15 protein-coding genes are annotated in these 17,664 nt (G+C 60.3%); 1 reads left to right on the forward strand and 14 read right to left on the reverse strand.

Annotation, left to right across the window (positions count from 1 at the left end; all coding sequences use genetic code 11):
* Positions 1-49: 49 nt before the first annotated feature.
* The 6 genes from AC0Z4S_RS11510 to AC0Z4S_RS11535 all read right to left on the reverse strand — a co-directional run bounded on the left by AC0Z4S_RS11510 (position 50) and on the right by AC0Z4S_RS11535 (position 5,090).
* Positions 50-685: a protein-L-isoaspartate(D-aspartate) O-methyltransferase gene (locus AC0Z4S_RS11510; RefSeq protein ID WP_160768345.1), complete on the reverse strand. Its 636-nt coding sequence runs from the start codon at positions 683-685 to the stop codon at positions 50-52.
* A gap of 38 nt (positions 686-723) precedes the next feature.
* The gene (surE, locus tag AC0Z4S_RS11515) at positions 724-1,473 is read right to left on the reverse strand and encodes a 5'/3'-nucleotidase SurE (RefSeq protein WP_042606997.1); all 750 of its coding nucleotides are present in this window, start codon (positions 1,471-1,473) and stop codon (positions 724-726) included.
* Positions 1,461-2,519, reverse strand: a complete 1,059-nt coding sequence (gene truD, locus AC0Z4S_RS11520) for a tRNA pseudouridine(13) synthase TruD (RefSeq protein WP_485623071.1) — start codon at positions 2,517-2,519, stop codon at positions 1,461-1,463. Before truD ends, surE begins: the two co-directional genes overlap by 13 nt.
* Positions 2,516-2,989, reverse strand: a complete 474-nt coding sequence (gene ispF / locus AC0Z4S_RS11525) for a 2-C-methyl-D-erythritol 2,4-cyclodiphosphate synthase (protein WP_253499599.1) — start codon at positions 2,987-2,989, stop codon at positions 2,516-2,518. The genes truD and ispF overlap by 4 nt, the downstream gene beginning before the upstream one ends.
* 54 nt (positions 2,990-3,043) lie before the next feature.
* Positions 3,044-3,889 (reverse strand): S-formylglutathione hydrolase, encoded by an 846-nt coding sequence (gene fghA, locus AC0Z4S_RS11530; protein ID WP_485623072.1) that lies wholly within the window; start codon positions 3,887-3,889, stop codon positions 3,044-3,046.
* An 88-nt stretch (positions 3,890-3,977) separates the two neighbouring features.
* Positions 3,978-5,090: an S-(hydroxymethyl)glutathione dehydrogenase/class III alcohol dehydrogenase gene (locus AC0Z4S_RS11535; protein ID WP_110600129.1), complete on the reverse strand. Its 1,113-nt coding sequence runs from the start codon at positions 5,088-5,090 to the stop codon at positions 3,978-3,980.
* A gap of 116 nt (positions 5,091-5,206) precedes the next feature.
* Between AC0Z4S_RS11535 and AC0Z4S_RS11540 the strand changes: the two genes are divergently transcribed.
* Complete coding sequence (locus AC0Z4S_RS11540) at positions 5,207-6,103, forward strand: LysR family transcriptional regulator (protein ID WP_485623073.1); 897 nt, start codon at positions 5,207-5,209, stop codon at positions 6,101-6,103.
* Between the two features lie 143 nt (positions 6,104-6,246).
* On the opposite strand, the gene ispD is transcribed toward AC0Z4S_RS11540, so the two are convergent.
* The 8 genes from ispD to dnaE form a co-directional block, all read right to left on the reverse strand.
* Positions 6,247-6,954, reverse strand: coding sequence for a 2-C-methyl-D-erythritol 4-phosphate cytidylyltransferase (gene ispD / locus AC0Z4S_RS11545; RefSeq protein ID WP_485623074.1), 708 nt, complete (start codon positions 6,952-6,954; stop codon positions 6,247-6,249).
* Positions 6,951-7,229, reverse strand: coding sequence for a cell division protein FtsB (gene ftsB, locus AC0Z4S_RS11550; RefSeq protein ID WP_007964293.1), 279 nt, complete (start codon positions 7,227-7,229; stop codon positions 6,951-6,953). The genes ispD and ftsB overlap by 4 nt, the downstream gene beginning before the upstream one ends.
* A 168-nt stretch (positions 7,230-7,397) precedes the next feature.
* Positions 7,398-8,687, reverse strand: coding sequence for a phosphopyruvate hydratase (gene eno / locus AC0Z4S_RS11555; RefSeq protein ID WP_041478121.1), 1,290 nt, complete (start codon positions 8,685-8,687; stop codon positions 7,398-7,400).
* A 155-nt stretch (positions 8,688-8,842) separates the two neighbouring features.
* Positions 8,843-9,688, reverse strand: coding sequence for a 3-deoxy-8-phosphooctulonate synthase (gene kdsA, locus AC0Z4S_RS11560; protein ID WP_065615281.1), 846 nt, complete (start codon positions 9,686-9,688; stop codon positions 8,843-8,845).
* Positions 9,689-9,692: 4 nt separating this feature from the next.
* Positions 9,693-11,324: a CTP synthase gene (gene pyrG / locus AC0Z4S_RS11565; RefSeq protein ID WP_016771462.1), complete on the reverse strand. Its 1,632-nt coding sequence runs from the start codon at positions 11,322-11,324 to the stop codon at positions 9,693-9,695.
* Between the two features lie 274 nt (positions 11,325-11,598).
* A complete protein-coding gene (gene tilS, locus AC0Z4S_RS11570; RefSeq protein ID WP_485623076.1) occupies positions 11,599-12,927 on the reverse strand; it encodes a tRNA lysidine(34) synthetase TilS in 1,329 nt (442 codons plus the stop codon).
* A gap of 122 nt (positions 12,928-13,049) precedes the next feature.
* Complete coding sequence (locus AC0Z4S_RS11575; protein WP_485623077.1) at positions 13,050-13,997, reverse strand: acetyl-CoA carboxylase carboxyltransferase subunit alpha; 948 nt, start codon at positions 13,995-13,997, stop codon at positions 13,050-13,052.
* Positions 13,998-14,136: 139 nt separating this feature from the next.
* The gene (gene dnaE, locus AC0Z4S_RS11580) at positions 14,137-17,658 is read right to left on the reverse strand and encodes a DNA polymerase III subunit alpha (RefSeq protein WP_056783220.1); all 3,522 of its coding nucleotides are present in this window, start codon (positions 17,656-17,658) and stop codon (positions 14,137-14,139) included.
* Positions 17,659-17,664: the final 6 nt, after the last annotated feature.

Raw genomic sequence — 17,664 nt, forward strand, 5'->3', positions numbered from 1 at the left:
GTGTAAGACCGGCGCCGTTGAAAGGAATTCAGCGCCTGTTTGCAAATGCTCACGCCAGCGGCCCGTTGAGCAAAGGCACGAAGCGAACGGCGCCCAGAACGTGTCGGGAAAAGCCATGTTCCTCGCGCACGATCAACATCAATTGTTGTACTTCACCGGAGCCGACTGGAATCACCATGCGCCCACCGGGAGCCAATTGATCGAGTAGTGCTTGCGGCACATCGGTCGCGACCGCGGTGACAATGATGCCGTTATACGGCGCCAGCGCCGGCCAGCCTTCCCAGCCGTCGCCCCAGCGAAACACCACATTACGCAGGTTCAGTTCGACCAGACGCTCCTTGGCGCGATCCTGCAGCACCTTGATGCGTTCGACCGAGAACACCCGCTCGACCAGTTGCGACAACACCGCCGTCTGGTAGCCAGAGCCCGTGCCGATCTCCAGCACTTTATCCAGCGGGCCGGCCTCCAGCAGCAGCTCGCTCATGCGCGCCACCATATAAGGCTGGGAAATCGTCTGGTTGTTGCCGATCGGCAGCGCGGTGTCTTCATAAGCGCGGTGCGCCAACGCCTCGTCGACGAACAGGTGACGCGGCGTGCGGCGGATCACTTCCAGCACTTTGGCATTCGACACGCCTTCTTCATACAGACGCTGGATCAGTCGCTCGCGGGTGCGCTGGGAAGTCATGCCTATGCCGCTGCGCAGGCGGTCGTCATGCTCACGCATCAGCTCAGTCCTCCCAGCCAGCCATCGAGACTTCTGAACGCATCATTGAAGGTGCGATCGAGCTGCAACGGCGTGATGGACACATAGCCCTGCATGACGGCATGAAAATCAGTGCCCGGGCCGCCGTCTTCGGCGTCGCCAGCGGCGGCAATCCAGTAACCGGCCTTGCCACGCGGATCGACCACTTTCATCGGCGCCGCCGCGCGGGCGCGATGGCCGAGACGGGTCAGCTGGATGCCACGGATGTGATCGATAGGCAGATTGGGAATGTTCACGTTGAGCACCGTGCGCGGTGGCAGATCCAGCCCGGCGTGGGCCTCGACCAGCTTGCGCGCAAAGTACGCCGCCGTCGGCAGGTTATCCACCTGGCGCGAGACCAATGAGAATGCAAAGGCTGGACGCTCGAGGAATCGTCCTTCAAGCGCAGCCGCCACGGTTCCGGAATACAGCACGTCGTCACCGAGGTTGGCGCCCAGGTTGATGCCGGAAACCACCATATCGGCCTCGCGTTCCAACAGGCCATTGAGCCCCAGGTGGATGCAATCGGTCGGTGTGCCGTTGAGGCTGATAAAGCCGTTGGCCAGGTATTGCGGGTGCAGCGGACGGTCGAGCGTCAGCGAACTGCTGGCGCCGCTTTTGTCCTGTTCCGGGGCGATAACCACGCATTCGGTGTAATCCGCCAGCGCAGCATAAAGCGCGGCGAGACCGGGCGCGGTTACCCCATCGTCGTTAGAAATCAGAATACGCATGGGCTGTCCGTCTGCCCCACCGGCACCAGATCAACGAGCTCGCGCACCAATACGGTGGCAAAGCATCCGGCCGGGAGGACGAATTCCAGTTGCAGAATGTCAGGTTGGGGATAATGCCACGTCAACCCGCCAATGGGCAGCCGCAGGATGCGACGTTCATGGCTCATGCCGGCGTGGATCAACCAGTCGCGCAAATCCGCTTCGCGGGCGGCGATCGCCTGCTCCAGTTCATGGACTGCGCCAGCAGCCGGCGAGTCACCTTCGCCCCACTGCGGGCCGGTCGGGTGCAGGTCGAGAATCGCCAGCCGCGGGTCGCTGCACTCGGCCTCACCGGCGGGGAAAAAACTGCGGCTGTCGGTAAACGCCAACAGATCGCCAACCAGTGCGGTATTCCAGGTGCCATCGGCGACGCGCGCCGCCAGCACCTGATTGAACAGAAAGCTGCGCGCCGTCGATAGCAAGCGCGAACGCACATTGCGCTGTTCCGGCAAGGCCTTGCGTGCGGCCCAGGAACGCGCATCGACAACGTTGCCGCCGTCATGGCCAAAGCGCTGGGCGCCGAAATAATTGGGGATGCCTTGTGTGGCGATCAGTTGCAGCCGCTGCTCAAGCGCAGCCTTGTCGCCGGCGAACTGGGTCAGGCGCAGGGTGAAGCCATTGGCCGAGTGCGCACCGCGTTGCAGCTTGCGTTTATGGCGCGTGGTCTTGAGGATCTTCAGCGTGTCGTTTTCCGCCGCCGACAGATCCGGATCGGCCTTGCCCGGCAGTTGCACGCTGAACCACTGTCGGGTCAGGGCCTGACGGTCCTTGAGACCGGCATAGCTGACGGTGCGCAACGGCACGCCCGCGACCTTGGCAATACGCCGCGCCGCTTCTTCGGTATTGAGGCCGCGCTTTTCCACCCAGATCCACAGATGTTCGCCGTCACCGCTGAACGGGATATCGAGCACTTCATCGACCTGGAAGTCTTCGGCGATGGCTTTCAATACCGCCGTGCCGAGGGGCTCGCCATAGGCTCGCGGGCCGAGCAATTGCAGTTCATTCATGCGCGCAGCAACAAGGCAACGGAGTGCACGGCGATGCCTTCTTCGCGACCGACAAAGCCAAGCTTTTCGGTGGTGGTAGCTTTGACGTTCACTTGATCCAACTCAACTTGAAGATCCGCCGCGATCAGCGCACGCATCGATTCGATATGCGGCGCCATCTTCGGCGCCTGGGCAACGATGGTGTTGTCGACGTTGCCGATTTTCCAGCCCTTGGCGTGGATCAGACTGACCACATGACGCAGCAGCACGCGGCTGTCGGCGCCCTTGAATTGCGGGTCGGTGTCCGGGAAGTGTTTGCCGATATCACCCAGCGCCGCCGCGCCGAGCAAGGCGTCGCTCAAGGCGTGCAGCAGGACGTCACCGTCGGAATGAGCGAGCAGCCCGAAGCCGTGTGCAATCTGCACGCCGCCCAGAGTAATGAAATCGCCTTCAGCGAAACGGTGCACATCGTAGCCGTGGCCAATACGCATAAAAAAAACGCCCCGATTTTTGTCAGGGCGTGATTCTACCTGCTTTGTCAGACATTAGGCGCCTAGAGCGCGCGCGTGATGCTGCAAGTGGTCGTCAATGAAGCTTGAGATGAAGAAATAGCTGTGGTCGTAGCCCGGTTGCAGGCGCAACTCCAGCGGATGATTCGCTTGTTTTGCTGCGTGTTGCAAGGCTTCGGGCTTGAGTTGGGTGGCGAGGAAGTCGTCGCGATCACCTTGATCGACTAGGAGCGGCAACTTCTCCGTGGCCTCGGCGATGAGCGCACAGGCGTCCCACTCCTTCCACTTCGAACGGTCTTCGCCCAAATAGTTGGAAAAGGCTTTCTGGCCCCACGGGCAATCGATCGGATGGGTAATAGGCGAGAACGCCGACACCGATTTATAGCGCCCGGGATTGCGCAGCGCGCAGACCAACGCGCCATGGCCGCCCATGGAGTGGCCGCTGATACTGCGTTTGTCGGAAGCGGGGAAATGCTCCTCAACCAAAGCAGGCAACTCCTGCACGACATAGTCATGCATCCGATAGTGACGCGCCCACGGCTCCTGCGTAGCGTTCAGATAAAATCCGGCACCGAGGCCGAAGTCCCAGGCCTTGTCCGCATCGTCCGGGACATCGGGACCACGCGGGCTGGTGTCCGGTGCGACGATGATCAGACCGAGCTGCGCCGCCATGCGCATCGCACCGGCCTTCTGCATGAAATTCTCATCGGTGCAGGTCAGCCCCGACAACCAGTACAACACCGGCAGCTTGCCGCCCTGCTCCGCCTGTGGCGGCAGGTACACGGCAAAGACCATGTCGCAGTCAAGCACTTCGGAGCGATGGCGATAACGCTTGTGCCAGCCACCGAAACTTTTCTGACAGGAAATGTTTTCCAGATTCATAGCACTTCAGCCGCAAGCTGCGAGCTTCAAGCTGCAAGAGGGAGTTGCGCCTGCTTGCAGCTTGTGGCTTGTAGCCTGCCGCTGCTCCTTAGAAATGAATGACGGTGCGGATGCTCTTGCCTTCGTGCATCAGGTCGAATGCCTTGTTGATATCTTCCAGGCCCATGGTGTGGGTGATGAAGGTATCCAGCGGGATTTCGCCGCTCTGGGCCATGTCGACGTAGCTTGGCAATTCAGTACGGCCACGCACGCCGCCGAACGCCGAACCGCGCCAGACGCGACCGGTGACCAGCTGGAATGGACGAGTAGCGATTTCCTGACCGGCACCGGCCACACCGATGATGACCGACTCGCCCCAGCCTTTGTGGCAGCACTCAAGCGCGGCGCGCATCAGTTGCACATTGCCGATGCACTCGAAGGAGAAGTCGACGCCGCCATCGGTCATGTCGACGATCACTTCCTGAATCGGACGATCGTAGTCTTTCGGGTTCACGCAGTCGGTGGCACCCAATTGCTTGGCGATTTCGAATTTGGCCGGGTTGATGTCGATGGCGATGATGCGCGCAGCCTTGGCTTTCACCGCACCGATCACTGCCGACAAGCCGATACCACCGAGACCGAAGATAGCCACGGTGTCACCCGGTTTCACTTTGGCGGTGTTGAGCACGGCGCCGATGCCGGTGGTGACGCCGCAACCGAGCAGGCAGACCTTTTCCAGCGGCGCGTCTTTGGAAATCTTCGCCACGGAGATTTCCGGGAGCACGGTGTATTCAGAGAAGGTCGACGTGCCCATGTAGTGGAAAATCGTTTCGCCCTTGTAGGAAAAACGCGAAGTGCCGTCCGGCATCAGGCCTTTGCCCTGAGTCGCACGAATCGCCTGGCACAGGTTGGTCTTGCCCGATTTGCAGAATTTGCACTGGCCGCATTCCGGGGTGTACAGCGGGATGACGTGATCGCCGACGGCAACCGAAGTCACGCCCTCACCGATCGCTTCAACGATGGCGCCGCCTTCGTGACCGAGGATCGACGGGAAGATGCCTTCCGGATCTGCGCCGGACAAGGTGTACGCGTCCGTATGGCAGACGCCGGAAGCGACGACGCGCAGCAGCACTTCACCGGCCTTGGGCATGGCGACATCGACTTCTACGATTTCCAGCGGCTTCTTGGCCTCGAAGGCAACGGCGGCGCGCGACTTGATCATGCTGACTCTCCAGTAAATCCAGTGAATAAAAAAGCAGACAGACAGTGTAGTTCAGCGCGTCCTGAGGAATAATCCAGACGAAAGCAAAACATTATTGCCATACAGGGATAATCCAAGTGTCGGAAAACCGCTGGGAAGGCATCGACGAGTTCGTCGCCGTCGCCGAATGCAACCAATTCACCGCCGCTGCGGAGCGTCTTGGGGTTTCTTCCTCACACATCAGTCGACAAATCGTACGGCTCGAAGAGCGTTTGCAGACGCGTCTGCTCTACCGCAGCACCCGTCGCGTAACGCTGACCGAAGCCGGGCAGACTTTCCTGCAACATTGCCAGCGCCTGCAGGACGGCCGCGAGGAAGCCTTGCGCGCGGTGGGCGATCTGACCAGCGAACCGAAAGGCATGCTGCGCATGACCTGCGCCGTAGCCTATGGCGAACGGTTCATCGTGCCGCTGGTGACGCGCTTCATGGGGCTGTATCCGCAGCTGCGCATCGACATCGAGCTGAGCAATCGCCAGCTGGATCTGGTGCATGAAGGACTGGACCTGGCGATTCGCCTCGGTCGGCTGCAGGATTCCCGGTTGGTCGCGACACGCCTTGCGCCACGGCGCATGTATCTGTGCGCGTCGCCTTCCTACCTTGAACGGTACGGGCGCCCACACAGTTTGTCGGAGTTGAGTCGGCACAATTGCCTGATCGGCAGTTCGGATATCTGGCAACTGGAACAGAACGGCCGGGAATTTTCCCAGCGGGTGCAGGGAAACTGGCGTTGCAACAGTGGGCAGGCGGTGCTGGATGCGGCACTGCAGGGGGTCGGGTTGTGTCAGTTGCCGGATTATTACGTGCTCGAGCATTTGCACAGCGGCGCGCTGATGTCCTTGCTGGAGGCGCATCAGCCGCCGAATACGGCCGTGTGGGCGCTGTATCCGCAGCAGCGGCATCTGTCGCCGAAGGTGCGCAAGTTGGTGGATTATTTGAAGGTGGGGCTAGCGGAGCGTCCGGAATATCGAAGCTGAGTGATGGGTTGTTCGTGCGGCCGCCTTCGCGAGCAAGCTCGCTCCCACAGTGGACGTGCAGTAACTGCAAATCTGGTGTCAGGCGCAAATCAAATGTGGGAGCGAGCTTGCTCGCGAAGGCGGCGCAATAGGCGCCACAGCAATCAGCGGCGATTCGCCCAACGCTGGCGCAACCACTCCAGATCTTCCGGTCGGGTGACTTTGAGATTATCCGCCCGCCCTTCGATCAGACGCGGCGCCAGACCGGCCCACTCCATCGCCGAAGCTTCATCGGTAACAATCGCATCAGCGACCAGACTGTCCGCCAACGCCCGATGCAAAGCCCCGAGGCGAAACATCTGTGGTGTATACGCCTGCCAGATCACACTGCGATCCACCGTTTCAACCACACGCCCGTTTTTATCAACGCGTTTAAGCGTGTCGCGGGCGGGAACCGCCAATAGACCTCCAACCGGGTCATCCGCCAGTTCAGCGAGCAACTTGTCGAGATCGTCGCGACTCAGATTCGGCCGGGCCGCATCGTGCACCAGCACCCAATCGTCATCGTCGGCACCTTGCGCATGCAGATGCAGCAAGGCGTTAAGCACCGAAGCGGAACGCTCCGCTCCGCCGTCGACCCGCTGAATGCGTAGATCGTTGACACACGCCAGGTTCGGCCAGTAAGGATCATCGACAGCAAGACTGACCACCAGCCCCTTGAGGCTCGGGTGATCGAGGAAACAGCCGAGGCTGTGTTCGAGAATTGTGCGCCCGCCCAGTTGCAGATATTGCTTGGGACGGTCCGCGGCCATTCGGGCACCGACGCCCGCGGCAGGAATCACGGCCCAGAAGGCCGGCAGGGAATCGATCATTGGGCCAACTGGTAAAGGGTTTCGCCGTCCTTGACCATGCCCAGTTCGTGACGAGCCCGCTCTTCAACGGTCTCCATGCCTTTTTTCAATTCGCTGACCTCAGCGTCCATCACCCGGTTGCGCTCCAGCAGGCCTTCGTTCTCGGCATGTTGATCGGCGATCTGCTGTTTCAGCTCGGCGACCTGCGCCAGACTGCCATTGCCCACCCACAGGCGGTACTGCAGACCGGCCAGCAGCAAGAGCAAAACAAGAAACAACCAGTAAGGACTGCGCATCGAATATCAGGTATCCAGTGAAAAAAGACAGCCACGCATCATGTTGCTGCATCTGATAGCACAAGCCTGGAAAGATCCAGGCTTGTGCTTGAGACATCAGATTAGTGGCAAATCCATCGCTGTCACGACTTTTCCGACACAATCCGGTGTCCTTTGATCAGGTTGCGCTTAACCGCGGAACTCGGCGCGGCCGTTGTACTTGGCCTTGCCGTTCAACTGCTCTTCGATACGCAGCAGTTGGTTGTACTTGGAAACGCGGTCGGAACGGCACAGCGAACCGGTCTTGATCTGGCCAGCCGAGGTGCCCACGGCCAGGTCGGCAATGGTCGAATCTTCGGTTTCGCCGGAACGGTGCGAGATCACTGCGGTGTACCCGGCAGCCTTGGCCATCTGGATGGCTTCCAGGGTTTCGGTCAGGGTGCCGATCTGGTTGAACTTGATCAGGATCGAGTTGGCGATCTTTTTATCAATGCCTTCTTTCAGGATCTTGGTATTGGTCACGAACAGGTCGTCGCCCACCAGTTGGGTCTTCTCGCCGATCTTGTCGGTGAGGATTTTCCAGCCAGCCCAGTCGGACTCGTCCAGACCGTCTTCGATGGAGATGATCGGGTAACGCTCGGTCAGACCTTTGAGGTAGTCGGCGAAACCTTCAGCGGTGAACACCTGACCTTCGCCGGACAGGTTGTACTTGCCGTCTTCGTAGAACTCGCTCGCGGCGCAGTCCAGCGCCAGAGTCACGTCGGTGCCCAGCTTGTAACCGGCGTTGGCCACGGCTTCGGAGATCACTTTCAGCGCGTCTTCGTTGGACGCCAGGTTCGGTGCGAAACCGCCTTCGTCGCCAACGGCGGTGCTCAGGCCACGGGCCTTCAGCACGGCTTTCAAGTGGTGGAAAATCTCGGTGCCCATGCGCAGACCTTCCGAGAACGACTTGGCGCCGACTGGCTGCACCATGAATTCCTGGATGTCGACGTTGTTATCGGCGTGCTCGCCACCGTTGATGATGTTCATCATCGGGACCGGCATCGAGTACACACCCGGGGTGCCGTTGAGGTTGGCAATGTGCGCGTACAGCGGCAGGTCCTGATCCTGCGCAGCCGCCTTGGCCGCCGCCAGGGACACGGCGAGGATGGCGTTGGCGCCCAGGGTCGCTTTGTTTTCGGTACCGTCGAGCTTGATCATCGCCTGGTCGAGGGCTTTCTGGTCGCTTGGGTCAGTGCCCAGCAGCAGATCGCGGATCGGACCGTTGATGTTGGCTACCGCCTTGAGCACGCCCTTGCCCAGGTAACGGCTCTTGTCGCCATCACGCAGCTCGAGTGCTTCACGCGAGCCAGTGGATGCACCGGACGGCGCGCAGGCGCTGCCGATGATGCCGTTGTCGAGAAGCACGTCCGCTTCCACGGTGGGATTGCCACGGGAGTCGAGAACTTCACGACCTTTGATGTCGACGATTTTTGCCATTGTTGTAAACACTCCAAAGTTGACGAAAACGACGCAGCTAGAGGAAATCTTTATCGTCGGCAAGCGAAGTACAGCGGGCAGACTTGCAGACGACAGCGCTCACGCCCGAGGGCCTGAGCGACAAATCGTGCGGTACTTTACCGGAGAATCGAGCGTTACGCGGTTTCTACCGTCGGAAAACTCTTCACCAGTTCGTCCAGAGCTTTGAGCTGGGCCAGGAATGGCTCCAGTTTGTCCAGACGCAAGGCGCAAGGGCCGTCGCATTTGGCGTTGTCCGGATCCGGGTGCGCTTCGAGGAACAGACCCGCCAGCGACTGGCTCATGCCGGCCTTGGCCAGATCCAGAACCTGGGCACGACGACCACCGGCGGAGTCGGCACGACCACCAGGCATTTGCAGCGCGTGGGTCACGTCGAAGAATACCGGATATTCGAACTGCTTCATGATGCCGAAGCCGAGCATGTCGACCACGAGGTTGTTGTAGCCGAAGCTCGAACCGCGCTCGCAGAGGATCAACTGATCGTTACCGGCTTCCACGCACTTGTTCAGGATGTGTTTCATTTCCTGAGGCGCGAGAAACTGGGCTTTCTTGATGTTGATCACGGCGTTGGTCCTGGCCATCGCGACGACCAGATCGGTCTGGCGCGAAAGGAAGGCCGGCAGCTGGATGATGTCGCAGACTTCAGCGACGACCGCGGCCTGATCCGGCTCGTGGACGTCGGTGATGATCGGCACGCCGAAGGCCTGTTTGATGTCCTGGAAGATGCGCATGCCCTCTTCCAGGCCAGGACCGCGATACGAGGTCACAGAAGACCGGTTGGCCTTGTCGAAGCTGGCCTTGAACACGTATGGGATGCCGAGTTTCTCGGTGACCTTCACGTACTCTTCGCAAACCTGCATGGCCATGTCACGGCTTTCCAGCACGTTCATGCCGCCGAACAGCACCATGGGTTTGTCGTTGGCAATCTCGATGTCGCCGACGCGGATAATCTTCTGTGCCATCGGGTTACGCCTTCTTCTGGTGTTGAGCCAACGCGGCTTTGACGAAACCGCTGAACAGCGGGTGGCCGTCGCGTGGGGTCGAGGTGAACTCAGGGTGGAACTGGCAGGCGACGAACCACGGATGATCCGGCGCTTCAACCACTTCGACCAGCGCAGCATCGGCGGAGCGACCGGAGATTTTCAGGCCGGCTTCGATGATCTGCGGCAGCAGGTTGTTGTTCACTTCGTAACGGTGACGGTGACGCTCGACAATCACGTCTTTACCGTAGCAATCGTGCACTTTGGAGCCCGGCTCGAGCAGGCAATCCTGTGCGCCGAGGCGCATGGTGCCGCCCAAATCGGACGCTTCGGTACGCACTTCGACCGCGCCGGTAGCGTCTTCCCACTCGGTGATCAGGCCGACAACCGGATGGCCGCTGGCGCGATCGAACTCGGTGGAGTTGGCGTCTTTCCAGCCCAGCACGTTCCGGGCGAATTCGATGACCGCCACTTGCATGCCGAGGCAGATGCCGAGGTACGGAACCTTGTTTTCGCGAGCGTACTGAACGGCAGTGATCTTACCTTCCACACCGCGCAGACCGAAGCCGCCCGGCACCAGAATCGCATCGACACCTTCGAGCAGCGCAGTGCCCTGGTTTTCGATGTCTTCGGAATCGATGTAGCGCAGGTTGACCTTGGTGCGATTGCTGATGCCGGCGTGACTCATCGCTTCGATCAGCGACTTGTAGGCGTCGAGCAATTCCATGTACTTGCCGACCATGGCGATGGTCACTTCGTGTTCCGGGTTCAGCTTGGCATCGACCACTGCGTCCCACTCGGACAAGTCGGCGCTGCCGCACTGCAGACCGAAACGCTCGACGACGAAATCGTCCAGACCCTGCGAGTGCAGGATGCCCGGGATCTTGTAGATGGTATCGGCGTCTTCCAGGGCAATCACCGCACGTTCTTCAACGTTGGTGAACTGGGCGATCTTGCGACGCGAGGACACGTCGATCGGGTGATCGGAACGGCACACCAGCACGTCTGGCTGCAGGCCGATCGAACGCAGCTCCTTGACGGAATGCTGGGTCGGTTTGGTCTTGGTCTCGCCAGCGGTGGCGATGTACGGCACCAGCGTCAGGTGCATCAGCATCGCGCGCTTGGCGCCGACTTCGAAACGCAACTGGCGGATGGCTTCGAGGAACGGTTGCGACTCGATGTCACCGACGGTGCCACCGATTTCGACCATCGCCACGTCAGCGTCACCGGCACCCTTGATGATGCGGCGCTTGATTTCATCGGTGATGTGCGGGATCACCTGGATGGTTGCACCCAGGTAGTCGCCACGGCGCTCTTTGCGCAGCACGTGCTCGTAGACGCGGCCGGTGGTGAAGTTGTTGTTCTGGGTCATGGTCGTGCGGATGAACCGCTCGTAATGCCCCAGATCCAGATCGGTCTCGGCGCCGTCGTGGGTGACGAACACTTCACCGTGCTGGAACGGACTCATGGTGCCTGGATCGACGTTGATGTACGGATCCAGCTTCAGCATGGTGACCTTAAGCCCCCGCGCCTCCAGGATAGCCGCCAATGAAGCCGAGGCAATGCCTTTCCCCAATGAAGAAACAACACCGCCCGTGACGAATATGTAGCGCGTCATGAAAAACCCTAGAAGTCTGCGTTAAAGCGGAACGAGCCGCCGGGGAAAGCGAAGGAAGGCCGAAGCCCCCGATCACCTGCATTAATCACAGTGCACCTTTCGAAAAAACCGCCGCGTTGTGACAGACCGGCAGATGAAACACCGGTACGTTGCTCGCTACACATTTTTTGGAATCGCCCAGCAAAGACTGCTTGGTAATCGGCAACTCCTGCAATTCAGGCGAATCCACAGAAGTTGTATCAAGAAGGGAGCGTAGTCTACCGGAATGCTCCTTTCAGCTCAAACCTTGATCTTCGTCTGTTGGCTGCCAGTGCAATGCCCAGCCTTCGTGCATCTGACCATCAAGACCCGACAGGTTCGCCACGGCGAGCAATTCTTCGCCACGAAACAGCAGCGGCAATCTGCCACGCACGAACGCCGGCACTGCGCGCTCGTTGAGCAGGCGCTTGAGGTCACGGCTGCCGCGCTCGGCCAGTTGCATGATTTCACCGCCCTGCCGATAGGCAATGCGCAAAGGCCCGAATGGAGCCTGACCGTTGAACATGACGCGTCCGTTATCGGCCAAGCGTAGCGCTGACGCTGGGGTCTGCCAGTCGGCGCCGATCACCGGCGTGTGCAGCCACTTACCGCTGAGCCACCAGACGCGACCGGCGCTGCGGTGCAACTCGCCATCGGCCAGACGCCAGACCGGTGAAGCGTCGGCGCTGGCATCGCGCAGGTCGACCCAACCCGACCAATGGTCAGCGTCTGGCAGCGGGGTCAACGGTTCGAGCCAGTGGCTGAGGGCATTACGCTGGCGCGCGTCAGACAATGCAGCCAACGGCGCCAGCGCCAGCGATGGCAGACCGAGCCAATCGAATCCATGGGCAGTTTCGGCTTGTGCCAGATCGATCTGCGCCAGCTCATCGAGCAAGCCCTGCGCCTCACGCAGATGCGCAGCCGTGCGCGCCATGCTCGCCTGCGCTTGCGGCCAGCGCTCGGTCAGTACCGGCATGACTTGATGACGCAGGTAGTTGCGCGAAAACTGCCGATCCTGGTTTGACGGATCCTCGATCCAGCGCAACTGATGTGCCTGTGCATAACTTTCCAGCTCAGCGCGGCTGACATCCAGCAACGGTCGAACCAGTGTGCCCTGCCCCATCGGGCGCTGCTGTGGCATTGCGCCAAGCCCACGCACTCCAGCTCCGCGCAACAGCCGAAACAGCAGCGTTTCCGCTTGGTCGTCACGGTGTTGGCCGGTCAGCAGTACGTCATCGGCTTGCGTCAGCGAACTGAACGCCGCGTAACGCGCATCCCGCGCCGCCCGCTCCAGGCTCGCCCCGGCCTTTACGGTTAGCCGCTTCACTTGCAACGGCACGCCCAGCGCATCGCAAACGGCCTGGCAATGTTGCGGCCACGCATCGGCCGCAGCCTGAAGCCCGTGGTGGATATGAATGGCGCTGAGCGCAGGGAGGGATTCAGTGTTCGCCAGGGTGGCGAGCAGATGCAGGAGGACGGTGGAATCGAGGCCGCCGGAAAAGGCGACGCGCCAGTGAGCGGCATTGCGCCAAGGCTCAAGGTTCAGCCGAAGCTGCGACGGCAAATCACGCTTCGAAGACTTCATAGAGAGGGCCGCTTCTCTGAGATCCCTGTAGGAGCTGCCGAAGGCTGCGATCTTTTGATTCTGGAAAGCAAGATCAAAAGATCGCAGCCTTCGGCAGCTCCTACAAGAGGTAGCGCTCGGCTTTAGAGACCGTAGCTCATCAGGCGATCGTAACGGCGCTTGAGCAGCGCTTCGTTATCGAACTGCTTGAGCATCGCCAGTTGCGAGCTCAGCTCGGCGCGGATCGAAGCGGCGGCAGCCGCCGGATCACGGTGGGCGCCGCCCAGTGGCTCGTTGATCACTTTGTCGACGATGCCCAGGCCTTTCAGACGCTCGGCGGTGATGCCCATTGCTTCAGCGGCATCCGGCGCTTTCTCGGCGGTTTTCCACAGGATCGATGCGCAACCTTCCGGCGAGATCACCGCGTAGGTCGAATATTGCAGCATGTTCAGTTGATCGCAGACGCCGATGGCCAGTGCGCCGCCGGAACCACCTTCACCAATTACAGTGGCGATGATCGGGGTCTTCAGACGCGCCATCACGCGCAGGTTCCAGGCAATCGCTTCGCTCTGGTTGCGCTCTTCAGCGTCGATACCAGGGTAAGCACCCGGGGTGTCGATGAAGGTCAGGATCGGCATCTTGAAGCGTTCGGCCATCTCCATCAGACGGCAGGCCTTGCGGTAGCCTTCCGGACGCGGCATGCCGAAGTTGCGGCGGACTTTCTCGCGCACTTCCCGACCTTTCTGGTGACCGATGATCATCACCGGCTGGTCTTCCAGACGGGCGATACCGCCAACGATGGCAGCGTCGTCGGAGAAGTGACGGTCGCCGTGCAATTCGTCGAACTCGGTGAAGATGTGCTCGATGTAGTCGAGGGTGTACGGGCGTTTCGGGTGACGCGCCAGGCGTGCGATCTGCCAACTGGTCAGCTTGCCGAAGATGTCTTCGGTCAGCGTCTTGCTCTTGTCCTGCAGGCGGGAGATCTCATCGCCGATATTCAGCGAATTGTCATTACCGACCAAGCGCAACTCTTCGATCTTGGCTTGCAGGTCGGCGATCGGCTGTTCGAAATCTAGAAAATTCGGGTTCATAGGCGTCCGTCTTGGGTCGTGTCCAAAGTGAGCTTGGGCCGGCCGGTTGTCTATTCGCGCCCTACCTTAAGGGAGAGGCGCGCTGAGGTCGAGATTAAAAATTCAGGTTGCGGGCGAGCGCAATGATGGCACTTGCCGGTCAACGGTATTGGAGGAAGACGTTGTCTCGCCCGAACTGGTCACGCAGGGCTTGAATCAAGGCATCCGCCGGGTCGATCCGCCAGGTCTCGCCGAACTGCAGCAAGGTCTTCGCATCCGGGCTGGTGTACTCCATGGTCACCGGGCACGCGCCGCGATGACGCTTGAGCAGTTCGCCCAACCAGCGTAGCTGATCGCCTTTCAGGTCCTGAGTATGCAGCTTCAGGCGCAGGCTTTCGGCCAGATTGGTCCGCGCATCTTCCATGCTCATCACCCGCTTGACCCGCAGGCGCAGGCCGCCGGAGAAGTCGTCATTACTGACTTCGCCCTCGACCACCACCATCGCGTCGGTCTGCAGCAGTGACTGCGCCGAATGGAACGCATCGGCAAACAGCGACGCCTCGATCCGCCCGGAGCGGTCATCAAGGGTGATGAAGCCCATTTTGTCGCCCTTCTTGTTCTTCATCACCCGCAGGGCAATGATCATCCCCGCCACGGTCTGCGTATCGCGCGCCGGTTTCAGGTCGATGATGCGCTGACGGGCGAAACGGCGGATCTCGCCTTCGTATTCGTCGATCGGGTGACCGGTCAGGTACAGGCCCAGGGTATCTTTTTCACCCTTGAGTCGTTCCTTGAGGGTCAGCTCCTTGGCCTTGCGATGGGACGCGTATACGTCGGCATCTTCTTCGACGAACAAGCCGCCAAACAGATCGGCGTGACCACTGTCGTGGGTACGCGCGGTCTGCTCGGCCGCTTTGATCGCTTCTTCCATCGCCGCCAGTAGCACCGCGCGGTTACGGTCGATGTTGGCTTGATAGGCTTTCTGCTCGTCATGGAAATACGGGCCGAGGCGATCCAGCGCACCGCTGCGAATCAGGCCATCAAGGGTGCGTTTGTTGATGCGTTTGAGGTCGACCCGCGCGCAGAAATCGAACAGATCCTTGAACGGACCGGCCTGACGCGCTTCGGTGATCGCTTCCACCGGGCCTTCACCGACGCCCTTGATCGCGCCGAGGCCATAGACGATGCGGCCGTCGTCGTTCACCGTGAACTTGAACTCCGAAGTGTTCACGTCCGGCGCGTCGAGGCGCAGCTTCATCGTCCGCACTTCCTCGATCAAGGTCACGACCTTGTCGGTGTTGTGCATATCCGCCGAAAGTACCGCGGCCATGAACGGCGCCGGGTAGTGAGCTTTCAGCCAGGCAGTCTGGTACGAAACCAGGCCATAGGCGGCGGAGTGGGATTTGTTGAAGCCGTAACCGGCGAATTTTTCCACCAGGTCGAAAATGTTACCGGCAAGGTCGGCGTCAATGCCGTTGGTCGCGCAACCTTCAATGAAACCGCCGCGCTGCTTGGCCATTTCCTCGGGCTTTTTCTTACCCATCGCTCGACGGAGCATGTCCGCACCGCCGAGGGTGTAACCGGCCATGACCTGGGCAATCTGCATCACCTGTTCCTGATACAGGATGATCCCGTAAGTCGGCGCCAGTACCGGCTTGAGGCCGTCGTACTGGTAATCCGAATGCGGATAGGCCAGCTCGGCGCGCCCGTGCTTACGGTTGATGAAGTCGTCCACCATGCCCGATTGCAGCGGCCCTGGGCGGAACAAAGCAACCAGTGCGATCAAATCTTCCAGGCAGTCGGGCTTGAGCTTTTTGATCAGCTCTTTCATGCCGCGGGATTCAAGCTGGAACACCGCCGTGGTTTCGGCTTTTTGCAGCAACTGGTAGGTCGGTTTGTCGTCCAGCGGGATAAAGGCGATATCCAGCGGTGGCTCGTTGACCTTGGCGCGGTCGCGGTTGATGGTTTTCAGCGCCCAGTCGATGATCGTCAGCGTACGCAGGCCGAGGAAGTCGAACTTCACCAGACCGGCAGCCTCAACGTCGTCCTTGTCGAACTGGGTTACCAGACCGTCGCCGGCCTCGTCGCAATAGATCGGCGAGAAGTCGGTCAACTTGGTCGGCGCGATCACCACACCACCGGCGTGTTTGCCGACGTTACGCACCACGCCCTCGAGCTTGCGCGCCATCTCCCAGATTTCCGCCGCTTCTTCATCGACCTTGATGAAGTCACGGAGGATTTCTTCCTGCTCGTAGGCTTTTTCCAAAGTCATGCCGACTTCGAACGGAATCATCTTCGACAGACGATCCGCCAGGCCGTAGGACTTGCCCTGCACCCGCGCCACGTCACGCACCACAGCCTTGGCGGCCATGGAACCGAAGGTGATGATCTGGCTTACCGCGTTGCGACCATATTTCTCGGCCACGTAATCGATCACGCGGTCACGACCGTCCATGCAGAAGTCGACGTCGAAGTCGGGCATGGAGACCCGTTCCGGGTTGAGGAAACGTTCGAACAGCAGGTCATATTCCAGCGGATCGAGGTCGGTGATCTTCTGTACGTAAGCCACCAGCGAACCGGCACCCGACCCACGGCCCGGACCTACCGGTACGCCGTTGTTCTTGGCCCACTGGATAAAGTCCATCACGATCAGGAAGTAACCGGGGAAGCCCATCTGGATAATGATATCCAGCTCGAAATTCAAGCGGTCGACATACACCTGACGCTTGGCTTCATAGTCTTCGGTGGTGTCCTTGGGCAGCAGCACCGCCAGGCGTTCTTCGAGACCTTCGAAGGACACCTTGCGGAAATATTCGTCGATGGTCATGCCATCGGGGATCGGGAAGTTGGGCAGGAAGTGCGTGCCCAGCTTCACTTCGATGTTGCAGCGCTTGGCGATCTCGACGGTGTTTTCGATGGCGTCGGGAATATCGCTGAACAGCTCGAGCATTTCCTCGGCGCTTTTCAGGTATTGCTGATCGCTGTAATTCTTTGAGCGGCGCGGATCGTCGAGTGCGCGGCCTTCACCGATGCACACGCGGGTTTCGTGGGCGGCGAAGTCTTCCTGCTTGATGAAGCGCACATCGTTGGTCGCCACCAGAGGTGCGCCAAGCTTGTCAGCCAGCGCCACTGCACCGTGCAGTTGCTCTTCGTCATTGGGGCGGTTGGTGCGCTGGATTTCCAGATAGAAGCGATCCGGGAACACCGCCATCCACTCGCGCGCCAGCGCTTCGGCTTCCGCCGGATTGCCGCCGATCATCGCCATGCCGATCTCGCCCTCTTTGGCGGCGGACAGCATGATCAGGCCTTCGTTGGCCTCGGCCACCCATTCGCGCTCGACGATGACCATGCCGTTGCGCTGGCCTTCGATGAAGCCGCGGGAGATCAATTCGGTGAGATTGCGATAACCCTGAGCGTTCATCACCAGCAGGCTGAGGCGGCTCAGCGGCGCATCCGGGTCCTTGTTCGCCAGCCACAGGTCGGCACCGCAGATCGGCTTGATGCCGGCGCCCATAGCGTTTTTATAGAACTTGACCAGGGAACACATGTTGTTCTGGTCGGTGACCGCGACCGCCGGCATGTTCATGGCGGTCAGCGCCTTGACCAGGGGCTTGATCCGCACCAGCCCGTCGACCAGGGAGTATTCAGTGTGCAGGCGTAGATGAACGAATGAAGCCGGCATAGTGAT

The sequence above is a fragment of the Pseudomonas sp. 1L-B-1-E-C1 genome (genome assembly GCF_057291835.1).